The sequence below is a fragment of the Phaeobacter gallaeciensis DSM 26640 genome (genome assembly GCF_000511385.1).
Classification (GTDB): domain Bacteria; phylum Pseudomonadota; class Alphaproteobacteria; order Rhodobacterales; family Rhodobacteraceae; genus Phaeobacter; species Phaeobacter gallaeciensis.
This window is the reverse complement of the sequence record NC_023137.1, coordinates 3,309,263-3,327,612: the sequence shown is the minus strand read 5'-3', so window position 1 is coordinate 3,327,612 and position 18,350 is coordinate 3,309,263. Positions and strand designations below refer to the sequence as shown.

The 18,350-nt window shown below is 58.2% G+C and carries 16 protein-coding genes; 9 read left to right on the top strand and 7 right to left on the bottom strand.

The features are described from left to right. The 4 genes from GAL_RS16030 to gmd are packed head-to-tail and all read left to right on the top strand — an operon-like array spanning position 1 to position 3,928. On the top strand, positions 1–798 hold the full coding sequence (locus GAL_RS16030) for an NAD-dependent epimerase/dehydratase family protein (protein ID WP_040104194.1): 798 nt from the start codon (positions 1–3) through the stop codon (positions 796–798). Next, positions 791–1,567: a glycosyltransferase family 2 protein gene (locus GAL_RS16025; protein ID WP_024098611.1), complete on the top strand. Its 777-nt coding sequence runs from the start codon at positions 791–793 to the stop codon at positions 1,565–1,567. The genes GAL_RS16030 and GAL_RS16025 overlap by 8 nt, the downstream gene beginning before the upstream one ends. Next, positions 1,564–2,760: a DegT/DnrJ/EryC1/StrS family aminotransferase gene (locus tag GAL_RS16020; protein ID WP_024098610.1), complete on the top strand. Its 1,197-nt coding sequence runs from the start codon at positions 1,564–1,566 to the stop codon at positions 2,758–2,760. Before GAL_RS16025 ends, GAL_RS16020 begins: the two co-directional genes overlap by 4 nt. Positions 2,761–2,809: 49 nt before the next feature. Beyond that, a complete protein-coding gene (gene gmd, locus GAL_RS16015) occupies positions 2,810–3,928 on the top strand; it encodes a GDP-mannose 4,6-dehydratase (RefSeq protein ID WP_040104198.1) in 1,119 nt (372 codons plus the stop codon). A gap of 244 nt (positions 3,929–4,172) precedes the next feature. Here the strand turns inward: gmd and GAL_RS16010 are convergent, their stop codons facing one another. Continuing rightward, complete coding sequence (locus tag GAL_RS16010; RefSeq protein WP_024098608.1) at positions 4,173–5,093, bottom strand: mechanosensitive ion channel family protein; 921 nt, start codon at positions 5,091–5,093, stop codon at positions 4,173–4,175. A gap of 112 nt (positions 5,094–5,205) precedes the next feature. Here GAL_RS16010 and GAL_RS16005 point away from each other — a divergent pair, with 112 nt between their 5' ends. Beyond that, a complete protein-coding gene (locus tag GAL_RS16005) occupies positions 5,206–6,045 on the top strand; it encodes a formate/nitrite transporter family protein (protein ID WP_024098607.1) in 840 nt (279 codons plus the stop codon). A 115-nt stretch (positions 6,046–6,160) separates the two neighbouring features. Continuing rightward, positions 6,161–6,322: a hypothetical protein gene (locus GAL_RS22535; protein ID WP_024098606.1), complete on the top strand. Its 162-nt coding sequence runs from the start codon at positions 6,161–6,163 to the stop codon at positions 6,320–6,322. A gap of 107 nt (positions 6,323–6,429) precedes the next feature. Here GAL_RS22535 and GAL_RS16000 read toward each other — a convergent pair whose 3' ends face one another. Next, complete coding sequence (locus GAL_RS16000) at positions 6,430–7,758, bottom strand: dihydrolipoyl dehydrogenase family protein (RefSeq protein ID WP_024098605.1); 1,329 nt, start codon at positions 7,756–7,758, stop codon at positions 6,430–6,432. Between the two features lie 110 nt (positions 7,759–7,868). Here GAL_RS16000 and GAL_RS15995 point away from each other — a divergent pair, with 110 nt between their 5' ends. Then, positions 7,869–8,978 carry a YihY/virulence factor BrkB family protein gene (locus tag GAL_RS15995; protein ID WP_024098604.1) on the top strand — a complete coding sequence of 370 codons (1,110 nt, stop codon included), beginning with the start codon at positions 7,869–7,871 and terminating at the stop codon, positions 8,976–8,978. Positions 8,979–9,001: 23 nt separating this feature from the next. On the opposite strand, the gene GAL_RS15990 is transcribed toward GAL_RS15995, so the two are convergent. Next, positions 9,002–10,273, bottom strand: coding sequence for a hypothetical protein (locus tag GAL_RS15990; protein WP_024098603.1), 1,272 nt, complete (start codon positions 10,271–10,273; stop codon positions 9,002–9,004). A gap of 89 nt (positions 10,274–10,362) precedes the next feature. Next, on the bottom strand, positions 10,363–10,767 hold the full coding sequence (locus GAL_RS15985) for a helix-turn-helix domain-containing protein (RefSeq protein ID WP_024098602.1): 405 nt from the start codon (positions 10,765–10,767) through the stop codon (positions 10,363–10,365). Positions 10,768–10,845: 78 nt separating this feature from the next. On the opposite strand from GAL_RS15985, the gene GAL_RS15980 reads away from it, so the two are divergent. Both GAL_RS15980 and GAL_RS15975 read left to right on the top strand, forming a co-directional pair. Next, positions 10,846–12,087: an MFS transporter gene (locus GAL_RS15980; protein WP_024098601.1), complete on the top strand. Its 1,242-nt coding sequence runs from the start codon at positions 10,846–10,848 to the stop codon at positions 12,085–12,087. Between the two features lie 457 nt (positions 12,088–12,544). Next, on the top strand, positions 12,545–13,258 hold the full coding sequence (locus GAL_RS15975; protein WP_024098600.1) for a trypsin-like serine peptidase: 714 nt from the start codon (positions 12,545–12,547) through the stop codon (positions 13,256–13,258). A gap of 222 nt (positions 13,259–13,480) precedes the next feature. Here the strand turns inward: GAL_RS15975 and GAL_RS15970 are convergent, their stop codons facing one another. Genes GAL_RS15970 through GAL_RS15960 form a run of 3 tightly spaced genes read right to left on the bottom strand, consistent with a single transcriptional unit; the run spans position 13,481 to position 18,314 of the window. Next, positions 13,481–14,650: an HlyD family type I secretion periplasmic adaptor subunit gene (locus GAL_RS15970; RefSeq protein ID WP_024098599.1), complete on the bottom strand. Its 1,170-nt coding sequence runs from the start codon at positions 14,648–14,650 to the stop codon at positions 13,481–13,483. Further along, positions 14,647–17,013, bottom strand: a complete 2,367-nt coding sequence (locus GAL_RS15965; protein ID WP_040104193.1) for an ATP-binding cassette domain-containing protein — start codon at positions 17,011–17,013, stop codon at positions 14,647–14,649. Before GAL_RS15965 ends, GAL_RS15970 begins: the two co-directional genes overlap by 4 nt. Beyond that, a complete protein-coding gene (locus GAL_RS15960; protein ID WP_040104192.1) occupies positions 17,010–18,314 on the bottom strand; it encodes a TolC family protein in 1,305 nt (434 codons plus the stop codon). Before GAL_RS15960 ends, GAL_RS15965 begins: the two co-directional genes overlap by 4 nt. Positions 18,315–18,350: the final 36 nt, after the last annotated feature.

The following is an 18,350-nucleotide window of genomic DNA, read 5'->3' as shown; positions in this document are numbered from 1 at the left end:
ATGTCGAGACGTATTTTTATAACCGGAAGCGGGGGTGTCGTTGGACGCCATGTGCTGAGGGCGCTGGAGACGCTAGCACCTGATGCCGAGGTTTTGCGAAACACCGCTGATCTGACCAATCTGCATGAAGTTGTGCAGGCTATAGAGAGAGCCGGGCCGCTTGATCTGGTTATCCATCTTGCAGCAATGGTGCCGGTTCAGTCAGTTCGCGCAAATCCGGGCGCAGCTTTTGCGGTCAACGCGGGTGGGACAATCAACCTCCTCACGGCGCTTGGTGGCAGCGCGGCACGGATGCTTTTGTGTTCGTCCAGTCATGTCTACGCAAGCAAAGACACTCCGCTTCAAGAGACCGACACAACTGAGCCGGTATCGCTTTATGGTCAAACAAAGCTCATGTCAGAGCAAGCTGCGGAGCAGATTTGTGCGGCAACCGGTCGATCGCTGTGCGTCGCACGACTGTTTTCAATTCATGATCCCGACCAAATCGGAAGCTATCTGCGCCCAACGCTTGAAACGCGATTTGCAACCCATTCACCAGAGGCACCGTTTGAACTGTATGGGGCTGGCAGTCGGCGCGATTTTCTCCCGGCGTCTGAGGCTGCGCACCTGATCACCGAACTCGCGCTTTCTGAAGCAAAGGGGCCCGTCAATGTCGCGTCTGGTGATGCGATGACTGTGGCCGATTTTGCACAAGCAATCGCTCCCTTTCCGCTGAATATACGGCCCGTGGGCCAAAACGACACGCTCGAGGCTGATGTGACGCGCCTCCGTGCGATCCTTGGAGAACGCCATGACTAAGACAATTTCCATCGTCATCCCGACGTTTAACCGTGCTGATATGTTGCCCAAAGCGATTGACTGTGCGCTTAGTCAAACGGTGCCATGCGAGGTCATCGTGTCTGACCACGGGTCGACCGATCATACTGCACAAATCGCTGCGGGTTATGGCGACAAAATCACTTATATTCGCCGGGAGAAAGACTTTGGCCCGCATTTTTGCTGGCTTGAAGGCGTGCTGCATGCCTCCGGTGAATTGGTCCACCTGCAGTATGATGATGATTGGATCGCGCCGACCTTTATCGAAAAATGCGCATCTGTTTTCAAGGATGATGTTGGGTTTGCCTTCACCGGTGCGGAAGTCATCGATGACAAAACTGGCAAGCAAATGATGATGCAGTTTTTGGAATGGCTGCCGGAGACCGGAGTATTCGACAACCGCCTAGCGGAAGAAAACATTGTCGGCTCGCTCATCTCACCGGGTGCGGCGCTGTTCCGGCGTCAAGTGCTGATCGATGCGCTCTATCAGGGGCGCCTGCCACTACAAAGCAGCGAATACCATGGTGTAGGTCCGGACATCTTTGCCTCTCTGTTGTCCATGTTGCGCTATCCAAAGATTGGTTTTGTAAAGGAACCTCTCGCAAGTTTCCGTGCTCACGATGGATCGATCACGATTGATGCGCTGAAGGACAAGGAGAAAGCAGCCAATATAGCTGCCGCCTATAATGAGGTGCGCCACTACTATGTCGAGCTGAAGGCGATGCAAGCTGTGAGGGGGGCGCAGGCATGAAGAATTTTCAACCTCCCCGCCCGATCACTCTTGCGCAGGACACGATCTCGCGGCGTGAACTGCAGCAGACTGCGGATTGGATGATGGCAGGTAATCGTCTGACAAAGGCGGAGGAAACCGTTGCATTCGAGGAAGAATTCGCGGCCTGGATGGGCTCCAAACATGCAGTATTCGTCAACTCCGGCTCCTCAGCAAACCTGTTGATGATATATGCCGCACGCGAGGCAGGCCGACTGCGGAACAGTAAGGTGATTGCCCCTGCAGTCAGTTGGGTGACAACTGTATCGCCGCTTATTCAGTTCGGGTTTGATGTCAGGCTCTGCGACTGTGACCCGGTGAACCTTGGTCTGGACCTGGAACACTTGGAACAGCTCTGCAAGGATGAGGCTCCGGCGATGCTGATCCTTGTCCATGTATTGGGTCATGCCAATCACATGAAGGCGATCCAAGATATTTGTGACCGTTACGATGTCCTGTTGCTGGAAGACAGCTGCGAAGCCCTTGGATCGGTCAGTGATGGACGCAAACTCGGCTGTCATGGCGCTGCGGGCAGTTTTTCATTCTACTATGGCCACCACATCTCAACGATCGAGGGTGGGATGGTGGTAACCGACGACAGTGAGTTGCATCAGGTCATGCTATCGCTTCGTTCCCATGGCTGGAGCCGGGATCTGAACCCGACCTTGCGCGATCAACTACAGCAGGACCACAACATCGATGATTTCCGCAATCTTTACACCTTCTACTACGCGGGCTTCAACTTGCGTTCGACCGATCTACAAGCGTTTATCGGGCGACAGCAGATACTAAAGCTTGACGATATCTGCCGCGTGCGGGCGCGCAATTTCGACACCTATGCCGAAGAACTGCACGAATTTTATTCTCAGGAGAGCGAGACTGATCTGCTGTCCTCTTTTGCCTATGGCACATTGGTTGAGAATAGAATGGACGTGTTTGAGCATCTGAGAGAACAGCAGATCGAATGTCGGCCGCTCATCTGCGGCAACATCGCTCGCCATCCTTTCTGGATCCGGCACTATGGGCGTCAGGTTTTGCCAAATGCGGATCTGATCCATGATTACGGGATCTATTTGCCAAACCACCACAACCTGTCGACTGCGGATGTTTTCAGCGTTGCCAGTGCGTTCAAAGCGGTGGCGCAGCCCAAATCCATGCGTGACTGTGCAGCCTGAGCTGCATCGGACGTCTGATTGCAAGAACTATGGATACAAAATGCCAACTGTGAAAAAAGCCCTCATCACCGGAGTAACGGGTCAGGATGGGTCCTACCTTGCGGAGTTTCTTCTTGAGAAGGGCTATGAGGTGCATGGGCTGAAGCGGCGGGCGTCGTCGTTCAACACCCAGCGGGTGGATCACATCTATCAGGATCCGCATGTGGATCATGCCCGGTTCAAACTGCATTACGGCGATCTGACCGACACCTCCAACCTGACCCGGCTGCTGAGCGAGATTGAGCCGGATGAGGTCTATAACCTCGGCGCGCAGTCCCATGTGGCGGTCAGTTTTGAGGCGCCGGAATATACCGCCGATGTCGATGGCATCGGCACCCTGCGCCTGCTGGAGGCGATCCGCTTTCTGGGGCTGGAGAAGAAAACCCGCTTCTATCAGGCCTCCACTTCTGAGCTCTATGGTCTGGTGCAGGAAACCCCGCAGCGCGAGACCACGCCGTTTTATCCGCGCAGCCCCTATGCGGTGGCCAAGCTCTATTCCTACTGGATCACGGTCAACTACCGCGAGGCCTATGGCATGTATGCCTGCAACGGCATCCTGTTCAACCACGAGAGCCCGCGCCGGGGGGAGACCTTTGTGACGCGCAAGATCACCCGCGGCCTGGCCAATATCGCGCAAGGCCTCGAAGACTGTCTCTATATGGGCAATATCGACGCGTTGCGCGACTGGGGCCATGCGAAGGACTACGTGCGCATGCAGTGGATGATGCTGCAACAGCAGGCGCCGGAGGATTTTGTCATCGCCACCGGCAAGCAATATTCGGTGCGCCAGTTCATCACCTGGTCGGCGCAGGAGCTGGGGCTGACGCTGGCGTTTTCAGGCGAAGGTGTCGAGGAAATTGCCACGGTGACCGCGATTGAGGGTGATATGGCCCCGGCGCTGAAAGTGGGCGATGTGGTGCTGCGCATTGATCCGCGCTATTTCCGCCCCGCCGAGGTGGAGACACTGCTGGGTGATCCTTCTAAGGCGAAGGAGCAACTGGGCTGGGAGCCGGAAATCACCACCCAAGAGATGTGCGCCGAAATGGTGCGCGAAGACCTCAAAACCGCCCGCCGCCACGCCCTGCTGAAAGACCACGGCATGGATCTGCCGGTCAGCACAGAGGGCTGAGACCATGGGCACCAGCGCTGTGAAAATCTATGTGGCCGGTGATTGTCTCAGAAGCGAGAGAATAGCCGGCAGTTGCACGTGAATCAGGAGATCAGCTGGTTTTGGACGCTAACTCGAATGTAGAGTTTTCCGTTAATTCTTGAAGACCCTTCGCAAGGCCGGCGCCATTCCCATTATGGTGATTTGAATCCTCTTTATCCGACCGGAATGACAAAGCGCTCCAGAGCGTAGGTGGCAAAAACAGTCAGTCCCTGCGGCTGCCGTGGTTGGCAGAGGCCATTGGGGTATTGTTCTGGCTGTCGATTTGGACCGGGATTGGCTCGTTTACAGTCAAAGTCCGATAAGGAAACGGGATTTCAATCCCGGCATCGTCCAAGGCGCTTTTCACGGCCGCCACAACTTGATCCCGGCTGGCCCGGATATCCAAAGGTTCGGAGCCGGTCCACCACGTGATCTCGAAGTCAACGGAAGAGGCGCTGAAGGTTTTTGCAAAGACCTGAACATCGCGAACATCGTCGCGAACCATATCCACATTGCGTACGGCTTCGGAGATTACGCTACGCGCCGTATCAACACTCTCGCCGTAGGCGATGCCGCAAATCAATGTGGCTCTGCGCAGTTCTTTGTTGGTGCGGACCGTCACCGCGTTGTGAAAGAGCTGTGCGTTGGGAACAACCACCAGCTGACCGTCAGTCTGACGGATGTGCGTGTCGCGCACCGTGATCGCCTCGATCTTCCCCTCGGCCCCCTCACATTCGATGAAATCCCCAATCTGAAACGGCTCGCGCAGCAACAACAGGATACCGGCCAGAAAGTTCTCGAAGGTATCCTTGAACGCAAAGCCGATGGCGACAGACCCGAGACCAAGCGTGGTGAGCGCCTTGCCGGGTGTCACGGTTGGGAAGACCACCGTCACGGCAATCAGGCTGCCGATCAGCCATAGCACCACACTGGCCAAGAGCTGTAGCACATCGCAGAGATTGCGCCGCAGCTTCAGCTGCCGACTGATGCGTCTGATAACGGTCTTGGCCAGCCAGACCAGAAGAGCTGTCAGAAGCAGGATAGCCAGTGCAACGCCGACCCGCGGGGCCGCTGTGACAGCACTCGCCACCCAGCCGCTTATCTGCTCCATCAGTGTCAGGCTGAGGTCTTCGGTCACGGGCATCCCCTTTTTTGCACGGCTCGTCTCTCAACGCGGATGGGTGAAAAAGGTTCCGTCGGGCGGAACACTTCGAGGTGCCGGAACGTTGTACAATATTGGAAAACAGGAGCTGCATATGACCGAAGCCAGAACCTCCGGCGAGGATCTCATTCAGGAAGAATGCGAGAATGAGGCGGTCGAGGAGGCGACAGGTCTGTCTCCCAGATTGGTCTTTGAAACCATACGTCGCAACGGCGAAGAAGAGCTGGAACGCCCGGTCCGTGCACTTTGGTGGTCAGGCATTGCCGCCGGGTTGTTGATCAGTTTTTCGGTACTGGGCAAGGCAGTGTTCAAGACACACTTGCCGGATGCGAGCTGGTCCCCCCTAGTGGAAAATCTCGGCTATTCGCTGGGGTTCCTGATGGTGATCCTGGGGCGCATGCAGCTTTTCACCGAGAATACCATCACCACCGTGGTGCCTGTCATGCTGCGCGGGGACAAGGCGAGTTTTCTGCGTACGGCGCGGCTTTGGGCGGTGGTACTGGCGGCGAATGTCGTCGGTGCCTTTCTCATCGCGTCTTTTTTTGCACTCACACCGGTTTTGGATGTCGATTTGCGCGCAGCCATGGTGAAAATCAGTGAACATGCAACCGGCATGCCGCCCCTTATCGGCATGATCAGTGGTATTCCCTCGGGGATTTTGATCGCTGCAATTGTCTGGATGCTGCCTTCTGCACAGCACAGTGAAATTCCTCTGATTGTCATTTTCACATGGTTGATTGCGGCAGGCGACTTCACCCATATCGTTGCTGGATCAGTTGAAATGGCATTTTTGATGGTGCAGGGATTGTTGCCTTTGGGGCAAGCGATCTTTGGATTCTTTATCCCGGTGCTTGTTGGCAATGTCATTGGCGGCACCGCGGTCTTCACCGTGCTAACCTATGCGCAGATCAAACCTGAGATCCCTGAAAAATAGGTCAGGCCTCCAGTATATATCCGGACCGGGCGTCCCTGAGGTTCGGTCCGGGGGAACTTTCCCTTATGAAACGCGTTTTCTCAACAGATCGACAACGACAGAATGAGGAAGAGCGATGATAAACTGGCCATTGATTTTCTCACTGGTTGCCGCGGTTTCAGCGGAGTTGGCATTTAGTGGCGTTGCGACCGTGCTGGCTATGGCCGCAAATGTGGTGTTCCTAGCTTCGATGTTTTTGCTTGGACTGGCACTGATCGACCGGACACTCTGCAACTGATGCTGCGACAGTCAGAACACAGCGCAAAGAGACGGGGCCGACTGGCTCGGTTTACCGCAAAAAAGACGCGCTCCCTTGGGATCGCGTCTTTTGTCCTTTAGGCACCCTTAAGAGCCGACAGTCTCTTCCCCGAAACTCGGATGAACGCCGGTGACAGCACTCAAATCATCAGCGCTTGCCCCACTTGCTAGGAGAGCGGCAAAGGGGGCGATCATTTCAGGTGCTGCATGGTTGACCAGGGCAACGCCGCTCAGACGACCGTCAGGGATCGCTCGTGCGAAGAAAGAGTTCGCTGCGGTACCGTCGTCCAATACATCATTGGCTAAATCAGCAATGACCTCCCCATCATCCTGCCCCTCTGACATAGAGCCAACCTGGGCCACGGGCGGGATCGTGTAGGCCGACTGGGGAACGAGATCCAGATTGATCTGCTCGGCGCCCGCCCCAAAATGTTGCGCGGCGAAACAGGCGCCATCGCGCGTCGCCACCGGTGTCAGCGGCAGACGGTCTGCGACGTCGCCGATCGCATAAATACCTGGGATCGAGGTCTGGAAACGCTCATCAATGGCCAAAGCGCCAGTCTTTGCATAAGCGATGCCCTGAAGACCCGGCCCGAGGTCGTCCGTATTGGGCACCCGTCCGACCGCTGCAATGACGCGGTCAGCATATTGGATGCTGCCGTCATCAAAGCTGACCTTAAACATAGTCCCGTTGAAATCGATCTGAACAGGCTTGCAGCCAAATCCGATGGTCACGCCCTGTTTTTCGAGCCCAGCCTGCACGCAGTCTACAGCGGGGGCGTGAAACTGTTTCAACAGCCGTTCGCCATCGGTCATAAGTTGAACTTCGCTGCCAAGGGCCGCAAATATGCTGGCGAACTCGCAGCCGATATAACCGCCGCCGACAATAAGCAGCCGACCGGGCAGATCGGTCCAATGGAAGACATCATCGCTTGTTGCGGCCAGATCCCCTCCCGGAATGTCCAAAGTGCGCGGACGAGCACCGGTGGCAAGCAACAGCTTGCCCGGTTGAAAGACATCGCCGCCGGCGTGCACTTGCCCAGCCTCGCCGATCTCGGCAGTTGCTCGCAGCAGGCGAACACCGGCTTGTTGCAGCTCATCTTCGAAGTGGCGATTGAGCCGGTCGATTTTTGCGTCCGACCGGCGGCGTAGGGCCGCAAAGTCAAGGGGCGGCCTGTCGATCAGACCGACCTTGGCCATTTCTCTTAGGCTCTGCTGTTGCGCAGCTGCGCTCCACATCAACTTTTTGGGTGTGCAGCCCCGGTTGACGCAGGTCCCACCCAGTTCCGCGCGCTCGATCATGACGACCGATGCGCCCAGCCGTGCGGCGGCCTTTGCTGCGGCCAGCCCGCCGGAACCACCGCCGATCACCACAAGATCATGGGAAGCTGCGGGTGGGTGGGTCAAATGGCTCATGGTTATCTCCGATCAGACTAAGTCAGGACCTCAACCCGCAGCCAACCGGTAAGTTCCAAGAAACAAAAAGCACGTTTGTCGCGTTGGTTTGACAACTCAGGAGAGACAACATGCCAAGCCAGCCAGACAAACGAGCGGATGCAGTCAAGGAGCCTGCCTCTACGGTAGGCCACACCGAAGGCGATCCTCCGGTTACGGACGATTTTGCGAAGACTACACCCCAGGGTCGGGATGCACTACGGCCGGACAGCGCGGTGGGCGATAGCTTGGGTGCTACCGACCAAGCACGACCCACCAGTGACAGAGGATGGCTAGGAAGGCTTCCTTCTTCCGTCAAGTTGCTCTGGTGTGCGTGGACCCGCATGGGCAACGCTCATGGCGGGCTGTTGGCGGCGGGCGTGGCCTTTTACGGGCTTCTATCCGTATTTCCTGGGATCACGGCATCGGTTGCACTGTTTGGGTTGTTTGCGGATCCGACATTGATCACCGAGCAATCTAGCTGGCTGACCAGCCTATTGCCGTCTTCGGCGGCGGAACTGGTGAACCAGCAGTTGGTGCAGGTTGCCGGGGCGCGGCCTGATACGCTCGGTTGGGCTGCTGCCGCCTCTGCGGCGCTGGCACTATGGTCGGCGTCACGCAGTACCGATAGTGTGATCCAAGGGTTGAACGTCATTTTTGGCACGAAGGAACAGCGCAGTTTTATCGTGCTAAAGGCGGTGATTGTCACCATCACATTTGCCGCAATCTGTGGTGCGCTTCTGCTCTTATTGATCGTTGCAGCAATTCCAGCAGCGGTTGCGCTCTTTGGTGACTCCGCTCTGCTGGCGGGGACAACGCAACTACTGCGCTGGCCTTTGATGTTTGTGGTCGGGATCGCCGGAATTTCGCTGCTTTATCGGTTTGGCCCGGATCGGTCAGGTGAGGGCTGGCGGCTGTTTACTCCTGGTGCAATTCTCAGTTGCACGCTTTGGGTGGCCGGAAGCATTGGTTTTAGCCTCTATGTGCAGGCGTTTGGCAGCTACAACGAAACGTTCGGCGCGCTGTCTGGGGTGATCCTGCTCCTCACATGGATGTGGCTCTCTGCCTTTGTCATCTTGTTTGGCGCAGGGTTGGACGCTGAAAGGCGGGCAAATACTGAATCTGATTGTGCCCCACTCTCCGCAGAGGACCAAGGGGGTACAGCGCGGCGTGATGGCCAGTCGTCGTCCTTTGCGGCCTGAGCTGCGCGGGCGAGGTGCGGCGGTCAGTCATCGGCGTCTGCCTGAACCTCGCTCAACCGTGTGCCAAGAGCCGCGCCAAGCCCGCTGAGCATCGCGAGGATAGCCAGAACAGGGGCGGTCCCAACCGCGTCGGCCAGCAGTCCAAATCCACCACCCAGCAGCAGGAGTACCCCAATCATCGTGTTGGACAGCGCCGTGTAAACTGATGTGTGCCCATGGGTGTCCATATCCGTTAGATGGGTCTTGCGCCCGGCGCGCGCGCCTTGATAGGCAACCTGCGCCACAAAGACAAAACCAGCGACCGCGATACTTGCAGGCGCTCCGGCGGCCCAGCCAACAGCGGCGGCCATAGCCAGCGTTACGGCGCTCAATGCTCCGGAGATCATCAAGGTCTGGCGGCTGGAGCGATCCGACAGTTTTCCCCAGATATATGACGACACAATCGCGGCAATCGATGATGCCAGAACCAAGAGGCCAAGGTTGCCAAATCCGCCCTCTGCATCTCGGCCACCAAGCATCACCAGAAATGGTGGCGCGAGGGCGGTTGAGATCAGCAGCGCTCTTGTGCCGATATAGCGGCGCAGCTCCTGGTCTTTCTTGAGTGGACGCAGCAGCTGGTTCGGGGCAAAATCTTCAGCCTCCTGGGGTGTGGCCTCGGGCTCATCCAGTCGCGCAAAAATGGCTGCTGAGCCAAGCCAGAACACCCCTGCCAAGGCAACCACCAGCGAGATTGCGACAGTCGTGCGGGGCAGAGCGCCGGTGCTGAGAAGAACGGCAAAGAGGAACACGCCACTGGCCGCGAGCGTCCCCGCCGTGCCCGAGACCGAGCCGCGTTTACCCTTGTCCACGGTGCGGGCCAGAATATCCTTGTAGCTGGCAGAGCAGGCCGACCGCGCCACCGCGAGCAACGCCAGACAGATCAAGATGACCCAGCCTGCCCAAAACCCCGGCAGCAATAGAGCCGCTGCTGCCATGCCGAGTGCTGCAAGCCCTTGTAGCGCTGAGCCTGCAGCCCAATAGTATTTACGTCGGCGACTTTGTTCGATGCGCTGCGCAAGCGCCAGCTGCGGCAGCAGTGAGCCGGATTCACGCACCGGAACCAGCACGCCGATCAGGTAGCCCGGTGCTCCGATTGCGTTCAGCAGCCAAGCCAGCACCAGTTTAGGGTCAATCAACCCGTCTGCCAGCTTGGTTGCAGTCAGTGCGATAACATGGGTGGCGACCCGGTCGGCTGCCTGCTGATCTGGAGCCTTCGCATCCGTGATCAGCTTGTAAATCGAATGTGCCACACCCATGATGTCTTTGCCTCGCAGCTGAATCCCTTGCCCCCTGCGATATGGATCAGAGCCTGCATAAGTCTATGGACGGTGCGACATCTGAGGTGTCATCCGGTGGCACGGACGCGGTTTGCAACCTTCAGCAGGCGCTGAAATGTTGGGCATTCCATATGCGATGGGGCAGGGCAGTCGGCGACATGGCGGATGGCGTCACGCAGGGTCGATAGGCTGCGGATCTGCTGATCCAGTTGATCCGCGCGCTGATGCAGCTCGGCGCGGGGCAGATCCGGTTGACCATCGGAACCGAACATGCCGGAAATTTCCGTCAGCGTGAAATCGGCGGCTTTGCCAAGTGAGATGAGCGAGAGCTGCAAGAGCGTCTCTGGTCCGAACTGCCGCCGCAATCCCTTGCGGCTCAGCGAGGTGATCAGGCCGAGTTTCTCATAATACCTGAGCGTGGCGGGTGTAACACCACAGCGGGCAGCAACCTCTCCGATATCATATAGGCGCATCAATTTCCCCCTTGACCTAAAGTGGACTTGAAGTTGCAGGGTGCTTGAGAGTGCTGATTATCACAACAGGAGTTTTGCATGTCCGGGCAGATAGTTTCAGGGTCCGACGCCATCTGGAAGGATCCGCGCGCCATAGCATTGTTGCTGGCGGCAACCTTGACGATCATGGCAAATGCCACCATCAGCCCGGCGCTTCCTGGCATCGAGGCAGAATTCGCCGGAAGCCCGAATGCTGCTTTACTGACGCGGTTCCTGGTGCCAGCACCGTCGCTTTCAGTCCTGATTTGCGCGCCCGTTGCTGGGTGGCTTGCAGATCGATACGGGCGGCGCTGGATGCTGCTGCTGGGTGTTGTGCTCTTTGCGGCTAGCGGTGCGGCGGGGCTGGTGTTGCCTGACCTGCCATCCATCATGATCAGCAGATTGCTGCTGGGAGTTGCTGTGGCAATGATCATGACAGCCCAGACCGCGCTGATCGGTGATTACTTCATCGGCGACGCACGGCGCAATATGATGGGGTTGCAGACCTCTGCGCGCAACTTTGGTGGGTTGCTGTTTATCACCTCTGCGGGCTGGCTGGCCCTGATATCGCCGCGGCTGCCGTTTGCCATCTACGGTGCTGCGATCATCCTGGTGCCGCTGGTCTGGCGTCACGTGACAGAGCCGGCTCCTCTGAGCCAGAACAAATATGCCGCTGGGTCTGAAGGTGGTGCAGGTCACGCAAGATGGCGGATACTGCTTTCAGGGCTGGCGCTGCTGCAGATGATCACCAGTCTGATTTTCTTTATGATGCCAACCCAATTGCCGTTTTTCCTTGCTTCACAAGGCGGCGATCATTCGGCAAAAACCGGGGTGATGCTGGGCATTCTGACGCTGTCTGGCGGGATGATGGGATTCTTCTACCTGCGCATCAATCGCGTTCTGCGCGAAGCTGGTTCTTATGCTCTGGGGTACGCCCTGATGGCGGGCGGGTTCCTGCTGCTGACGATTGACGGTGATCTGTGGCAGAGCCTTGCGATGGGGGCGATTGGTGCTGGGTTGGCAACCGTGATGCCAAATTTCATCGCCCTGGCCCTGGCCTTATCACCGGCCAACCGGCGCGGGATCGTTTCAGGGGCTTTGATGGCCTCGGTGTTTCTAGGACAGGTATTGTCCCCGGCAGTGAGCATTCCGGGAATCGCTGAGTTAGGGTTTTTGGGGACGTTTCGTGCGGCGGCTGTGCTGCTGGCCTCTCTGGCAATCGGCGCTGCTATGTGGGCCCTGATTCCCCGGCTTAATATGATTCTTATTCAGCCGTTCAGGGGGCTACGCCGCTCCAGATAGGTCATATTGGCAGCATCATACCGCCGCGCGTTAAGATATTACAGATAAAACCTAACAGAGCGTTAAGGCCTAGTTTTGATTTTTTGAAAGTTAGCATAGCCGTTTCCCGTTGGCACCTGCCGCCTGTGAGTACCGCGCTCGCGGCAATATGGCGATCCTGCCGCGCTAAGGCCGCAATGCTGCAGCTTCGGGGTGTAAAGGACTGGGATACGGTGGATCGACGGAATTTTTTAGCAAGTGATTACAAGGCCTTGTTAAAAAGTTAATAAAATCACTGAGAAATTGTGTGCGCTCTGCGGTTTTTTTGCGATGATGGGGCATCAACACCCTGGGGGGGGTACTGATTTGTTAGTAGAGACTTATTTCGTGCATGGTTTCGACCATGTTCGGCAGCTTCGCGCCTCAATCCGGCCGCAGCCTTACACCAAGGTGTGAGCGTGGGAATTTGGAGAGGGTGATGAAACGCATTTTTGCTGCTTTTGCGGCATGCCTCTTGTTTGGCATGCCTGATAATGCTGCTGCGGATGATCCGCAGTCCAGCATTACCTCTGTCATCGGATGGGAGGCCGTGGGTCGGCTGAACATTTCGGGGCGGAACATGTGTACCGGGGCATTGGTTGCGCCTGATCTGGTCGTGACAGCTGCGCATTGTGTCTATGATCCGATCACTGGTCGGCAGGTCGACCCGACCAGCATCCGCTTCGAGGCGGGGCTAAACGGGCGACGGGCAAAGGCGGCGCGCTCAATCACAAAAACGGTCGTGCATCCCAGCTACCAATACGAACAGCCGGGCGATTCACAGCTTGGTAATGATATCGCAATCTTGCGTCTGGACCGTCCCATAAGTCGCAAGATGATCCAGCCTTTTGAGTTGGCGAACCGTCCGGCGCGGGGGGCGTCGGTTGAGGTCCTCTCTTATTCAATGGCGCAGCAGAACCGCCCCAATCTGGAGCAGAATTGTCATGTACTCGCCCGTCAGGCGCAGGTCGTGGTGATGACTTGTCGGGTTGATTTCGGAGCCTCCGGGGCACCAGTGTTTGATGTGGCGCCGGGCCGGATGCCGCGATTGGTTTCTGTCATTTCGGCCAAGGCAGCGGTGGGCAATCGCCGGGTTTCCATCGGAACCTCATTTGACCGCACAGTGATTGCGATGATGCGCTCCGCCAGCTGATGTGAGGATCTGACGGGGTAAACCGGCATAGAGACCGGGTCGAGCAGCCCCCGTTGACCCACCCACACAGTCGCTTTTCAGAGGTTATTCCGGCTGATAGTAGGCATTTTTGAATTGCCCTCCCGGACCAGCGCAGCCTCAGACAGATCTCAGCCTGGCAATGATACGTTGCGATATCGCCTGATCCCGGTTGGATCGCAGCGAGAGAGTTAAGACGTGCCCCTAAGGTTCGCGCAGCGCCTCGCGGGATTTATACAGCGGCTTCAGCATGTAGTTTAGGATCGTCTTGCTGCCGGTCTGCAATTCCGCCGTCGCGCGCATACCCGGACGGATTTCAATCGCCTGCTGACGTTCGGTAAATTCCGACCGGTCCACTTTCACCGTAACGCGATAGTAAGGTTCGGCACGCGGATTGCGCTCGTCCTCGAATGTATCAGCTGAAACAAAATCTACCTTGCCCCTCAGCGAGCCATAGATGGTGTAGTCATAGGCCGACAGTTTGATCGTGGCATCCTGCCCGGGCTGTACGCTGGCGATATTCTCAGGCTTGACCCGCGCTTCGACAAACATCTCTTCACCCAGCGGGATGATTTCGACAATCTCCTCGCCGGGGCGGATCACGCCGCCGATGGTGGTGACGGCCAGGCTGTTGACGATCCCGGCCATGGGGGAGGTGATCACCGTTCGGTTCAGCTGATCCTGTGCCAGCCGCAGTTCCTGCCGGTAGGATGTCAGTTCGCGGAGCGTTTTGGAGTAGTCCTCCGCCAGCTCAAGTTCGGATTGCGTGCCGATTTCATTGTATTTCGCCTGCGCATCGCTGACAGATTTTTGCGCGCGGTTGACCTCGATCAGAGCGACGATCTCTTTTTTATAGAGGCGCTGCATATTGGCCAATTCATCCTTCAACTGGTCAAGGATTTCGCGGGCGCTGTCGCGGCGGCTGGTGAAATCGGTCTGACGGGCGTTCAACAGCGCACGTTCAGAGGTGTAGATCCCGGGGGAGCGCTTGGCCAGTTCGTCCGGCACGTTGAAATCAAACGCACCTTCCAGTTCGGCCTCCAGACGGTACTGTTTGATTTCCAGTGCGTCGATCCGGTCTTGCAGATCATCTGCTGCGGCGCGGAATTTGGTGTCTTGCAGACGCGCAAGGATCTGACCGGCCTTCACCGCATCACCCTGATGGACGTGCAGTTCGGCCAGAATACCGCCCTCAAGGTTCTGCACGATCTGGGAGCGCGAGGAGGAGACAACCTCACCATCTGCGCGTACGATTTCATCAACCCATGCAAAGCTGGCCCAGAGTAGAAACACCACCAACGCGCCTGCGACCAGATAAATGATACGGCTGGCCCCGCGCGAGGTCTCGCGAAGATCGTAGCCGGTTGAGGTCATTTGGCTTCCCCTGCCGCGAGATGGGCCAGAACCTGATCACGCGGACCGTCGACCACCATCCGGCCCGATTGCAGGATTAGTGTTCGGTTGGTCAGCGACAGGATTGGCATCCGGTGCGTTGCGATCACCGTCGTGCGTCCTTCCAGCCAGGTTTCCAGGCGACTGACCAAAGTGCGTTCCAGCGTTTGATCAAGCGCTGCGGTTGGCTCATCCAGCAGCACGATTGATGGGTTTTGCAACCACAGGCGTGCCCAGCCGATGGACTGGCGCTGCCCGATGGACAGACCGCCGCCCCCGTCGAAAATTTCCAGGTCGAGGCCCTTGTGGTGGTTGCGCACATGCGCGCCAAGACCTGCAAAATCCAGTGCCGTCATCAACCGGTCGTCGTCGCGCTCCAGCTGGTTGAGGTTCAGGTTCTCGCGCAGCGTGCCGGCAAACAGGCGCACATCCTGGCTGAGATAGCCGATGTGTCGGCGCAGGTCGCGCGGGTCGATCTGGGTCATATCGGTGCCGTCGATCATCACCCGGCCGCGGTCCGGCGCATAGAGCCCCGACATCAGTTTGAGCAGCGTGGATTTGCCCGAGCCATTGACGCCCAGCACGGCAACCCGCTGGCCCGGTGTCACCGCGACACCCGGCACATCCAGCGTCGGCGCGCCGTCTTCGTCATAGCGGAACATCACTTCGCGCAGTTCAAACCGCCCTTGCAGGCTGTCACGGCGCAGATAGGATCGTTCGTCTTCTTTTTCTTGAGCAGAATTGGCGATGGCATCCAGCCCTTCCAGCGCGCCTTTGACGTTGCTCCAGCGGGCAAGTGTCGCGGCGAACTGGGTAAGAGGCGCCAGCGTCCGGCTGGTCAGAATGCCGGTCGCAATAATGGTCCCGACGGTGAACTCACCGGCAAACACCATCAGAGTACCAACCACAACCGACCCGATATAGGTGGCCTGCTGCACGCCCTGCGACCAATGGGTCAGGGCGCTGGACAGGCGGCGCTGTTCGGTTGCGGCATGGGTGGACAGGGTGTTCAACTCGTCCCAGAGGCGCAGCACACGATCTTCGCCGCGTTGGCTCTTGAGGGTGTCCAGTTCATTCACCACCTCGTGCAGCAAGCGACCAGCTTTGGCATTGGCCCCTTGGGTCTGACGCGTGAGGGCAATCATGCGCTTCTGCATGAAATACGCGGGCAGCAGCATCAGTATACCGCCGGCGATGATGATCCAGACAATCGGGCCGGCAATTGATGCGACCAATAGCAGGAAAACAGCGATGAAGGGGATGTCAGCCAGTGTCGAAATCGTTGTCGAGGTGAAGAACTCGCGCACTGATCCGAAGTCACGCATTGCGGCGAACAAGCCTGACGGGGGCAGCGGTTTCTTGTCCGACCGCATCCCGATCAGACGGCGCATCAGGTTGTTCTGGACAGAGAGCTCAATCTGGCGTCCGGCGGCATCGGTGAGACGAGCACGGGCCAGTTTCAGCAGCGCCTCCAGCATGATGGCGAGGAAAGCACCAACCGCCAGCACCCAAAGCGTTGCGTGGGACTGGTGCGGCACGACGCGGTCATAGACCTGCAGGGAGAAGAGCGCGACCGAGACTGCCAGAATATTGGCAACCAGCGAGCCGAGCATGATCTCGCCGACCTGACGGCGGTATTTGGGGAATTCCCCCCAGAACCAATGGTCGCTTTCCAGCTGCGGCGTATGACGCGCGGCGATCTGTTTCAGCGAATTCCGCGCACCCAGCGTGGTGCCGGTGAAATAGGGGCCGAACTCACCCACCGGAACATCGGCACGATTGTCAGTGCAGGTGGTGTCATAGACGCTGAGCATGTCGCGGCTTTGCGACAGCACCAGCACACATTGGCCGTTGTTCATCATTGCCAGCGCGGGCCAGCTCTCGGCGGTGAGAGGCACCTGATGATTGATCTGTGCCTGCATGCCGGTGGTTTGTAGCGCACGGGCAAGCGAGTCCACTGAGACATCGCCGGGATCGTTGCGCCACATGTGTTCGGCAACGTCACTGAGGGCGACATTGGTCCCTTTGAGGGCGGCAAAGGTCGCGATCAGTGCGGCGCGGTGCTGAATGCGGGCAGTCGCATCCTCAATCAGCGCGCTCACCTCGCCGATGTCGCCGTCTTCCAGCAACCCGGTTAGATCTACCTCAGCCATCGGGGGGGCTGCGGGGCCGGGTGTGGGCGTTGGTGCAGCTGAAGCTGGCGCCAGATGTGGTGCGGCTTGGGTCTCTACAGCACGGAGTACAGGTTTACCGCCGCTGCCGCGTGCAGCATCATCCGGCGCGCGGGGGGCTGGGGGGACGGTCCGCAGCACGGTGTCATCTGTCGGGCGATTAGAATTGCTCAAATCCGGTCCCCATCGGCCAAAAGTCCCATATCGCTTGCCAGTGCCAGCTGGATCAGAACGACTTCGTATTTTGCATCGATATGGGCGTGTTCGCGGCGTACCACTTCTTCGTAGATGGACACCACATCCATGACCGAGCGTTGCCCGGCCTTAAACTGTGCCTGAAACAGGCGATAGGTCTCGCGGCTGGTCTGCGCCAGTGTTGCGGCTTCGGCCTCTTGCCTGCGATAGGAGGCAAGGCGCTGCATCTGTCGGCTGTAGTCGCGGCGCGCGTCTTCTTCGACCTCGGAGACCTGACGTTTGGCAATTTCCTTGGAGGCCTCGATCGCTTTCAGCGCGGCAGGGGTACCAAGGCCAAAGGGCTGCGCCAGATCCAGCGTCAGACCCGCGCCGGATCCATCACTGGTGACATTGCCCGCCGCAGAGACTTGCGGCAGCAGACCGGCGCGTTCCATCTTGGCCTGTTCCACACTGCGGGTGGCCTCGGCTTCCGCCTTGAGCACAGTCAAATAGGTTCCGGCTTCCGGTGGGGAGGCCAGTTGCAGGTGGCTCGGGGTCTCGGCAAAGCTCTGACCGGTGATCGCTTTCAACTCGGCGGTGGCCGTCGAGGTTGCGTCCTTGGCCGTCGCCACAGCAGAGCGCATCCCGTTGATTTTGCTCTGCACGACATTGAGATCGGCGCGATCCGAGACGCCGCCTTCAACGCGGCCCAAAACGATACGCTCGAATTCATACATCCGTGACAGAGCACGGGTGCCGACGGCGGCTTTTTCGGAGCCGCGCAGCCCGGACACATAGAGGCTGAGCGCGGTTTCGACGCGCTCATTCATATCAATCGACAGGTTGACTGCGGCGACCTCGACGTCGGCGGCGGCAAAGGCCCGCTCTGCTTTGCGGCGGCCGTTGTCGAACAGCACCTGCTCAATCAGGATACCCGCCACCAGGTCGCCGAGATCCGTGAGACTGACAGAAGGCCCCAGCGTGGGTAGCCAGTTTTTCGACTTGGCTTCGGCGCGCAATTTGGCGCTGGTCAGCTCCGCTTCGGCGGCACGGGCAGAGGCGGAGATCGTTGATTGGGCCACGACGTCATAGACGCTACCGTCTTCCAGCAGCGACTGACGCTGCATCAGCGTGGAAATCACGGCAGAGGGGTTTTTGGCATCTGGCTGGGCAAAGCTGCTGGCGCGACGGCTGACATCCGTATCGGCGCCTTCGCCGGGCTTGGCAAAGGGGAGGGACTGCATGCAGGCCGACAGGCAGCACAACAGTGCCACAGCGCCAATGGGTCGTCCCAATTGCATTCTGCCCCCTCGCATCGCCTGTATCCTTACCCTTGT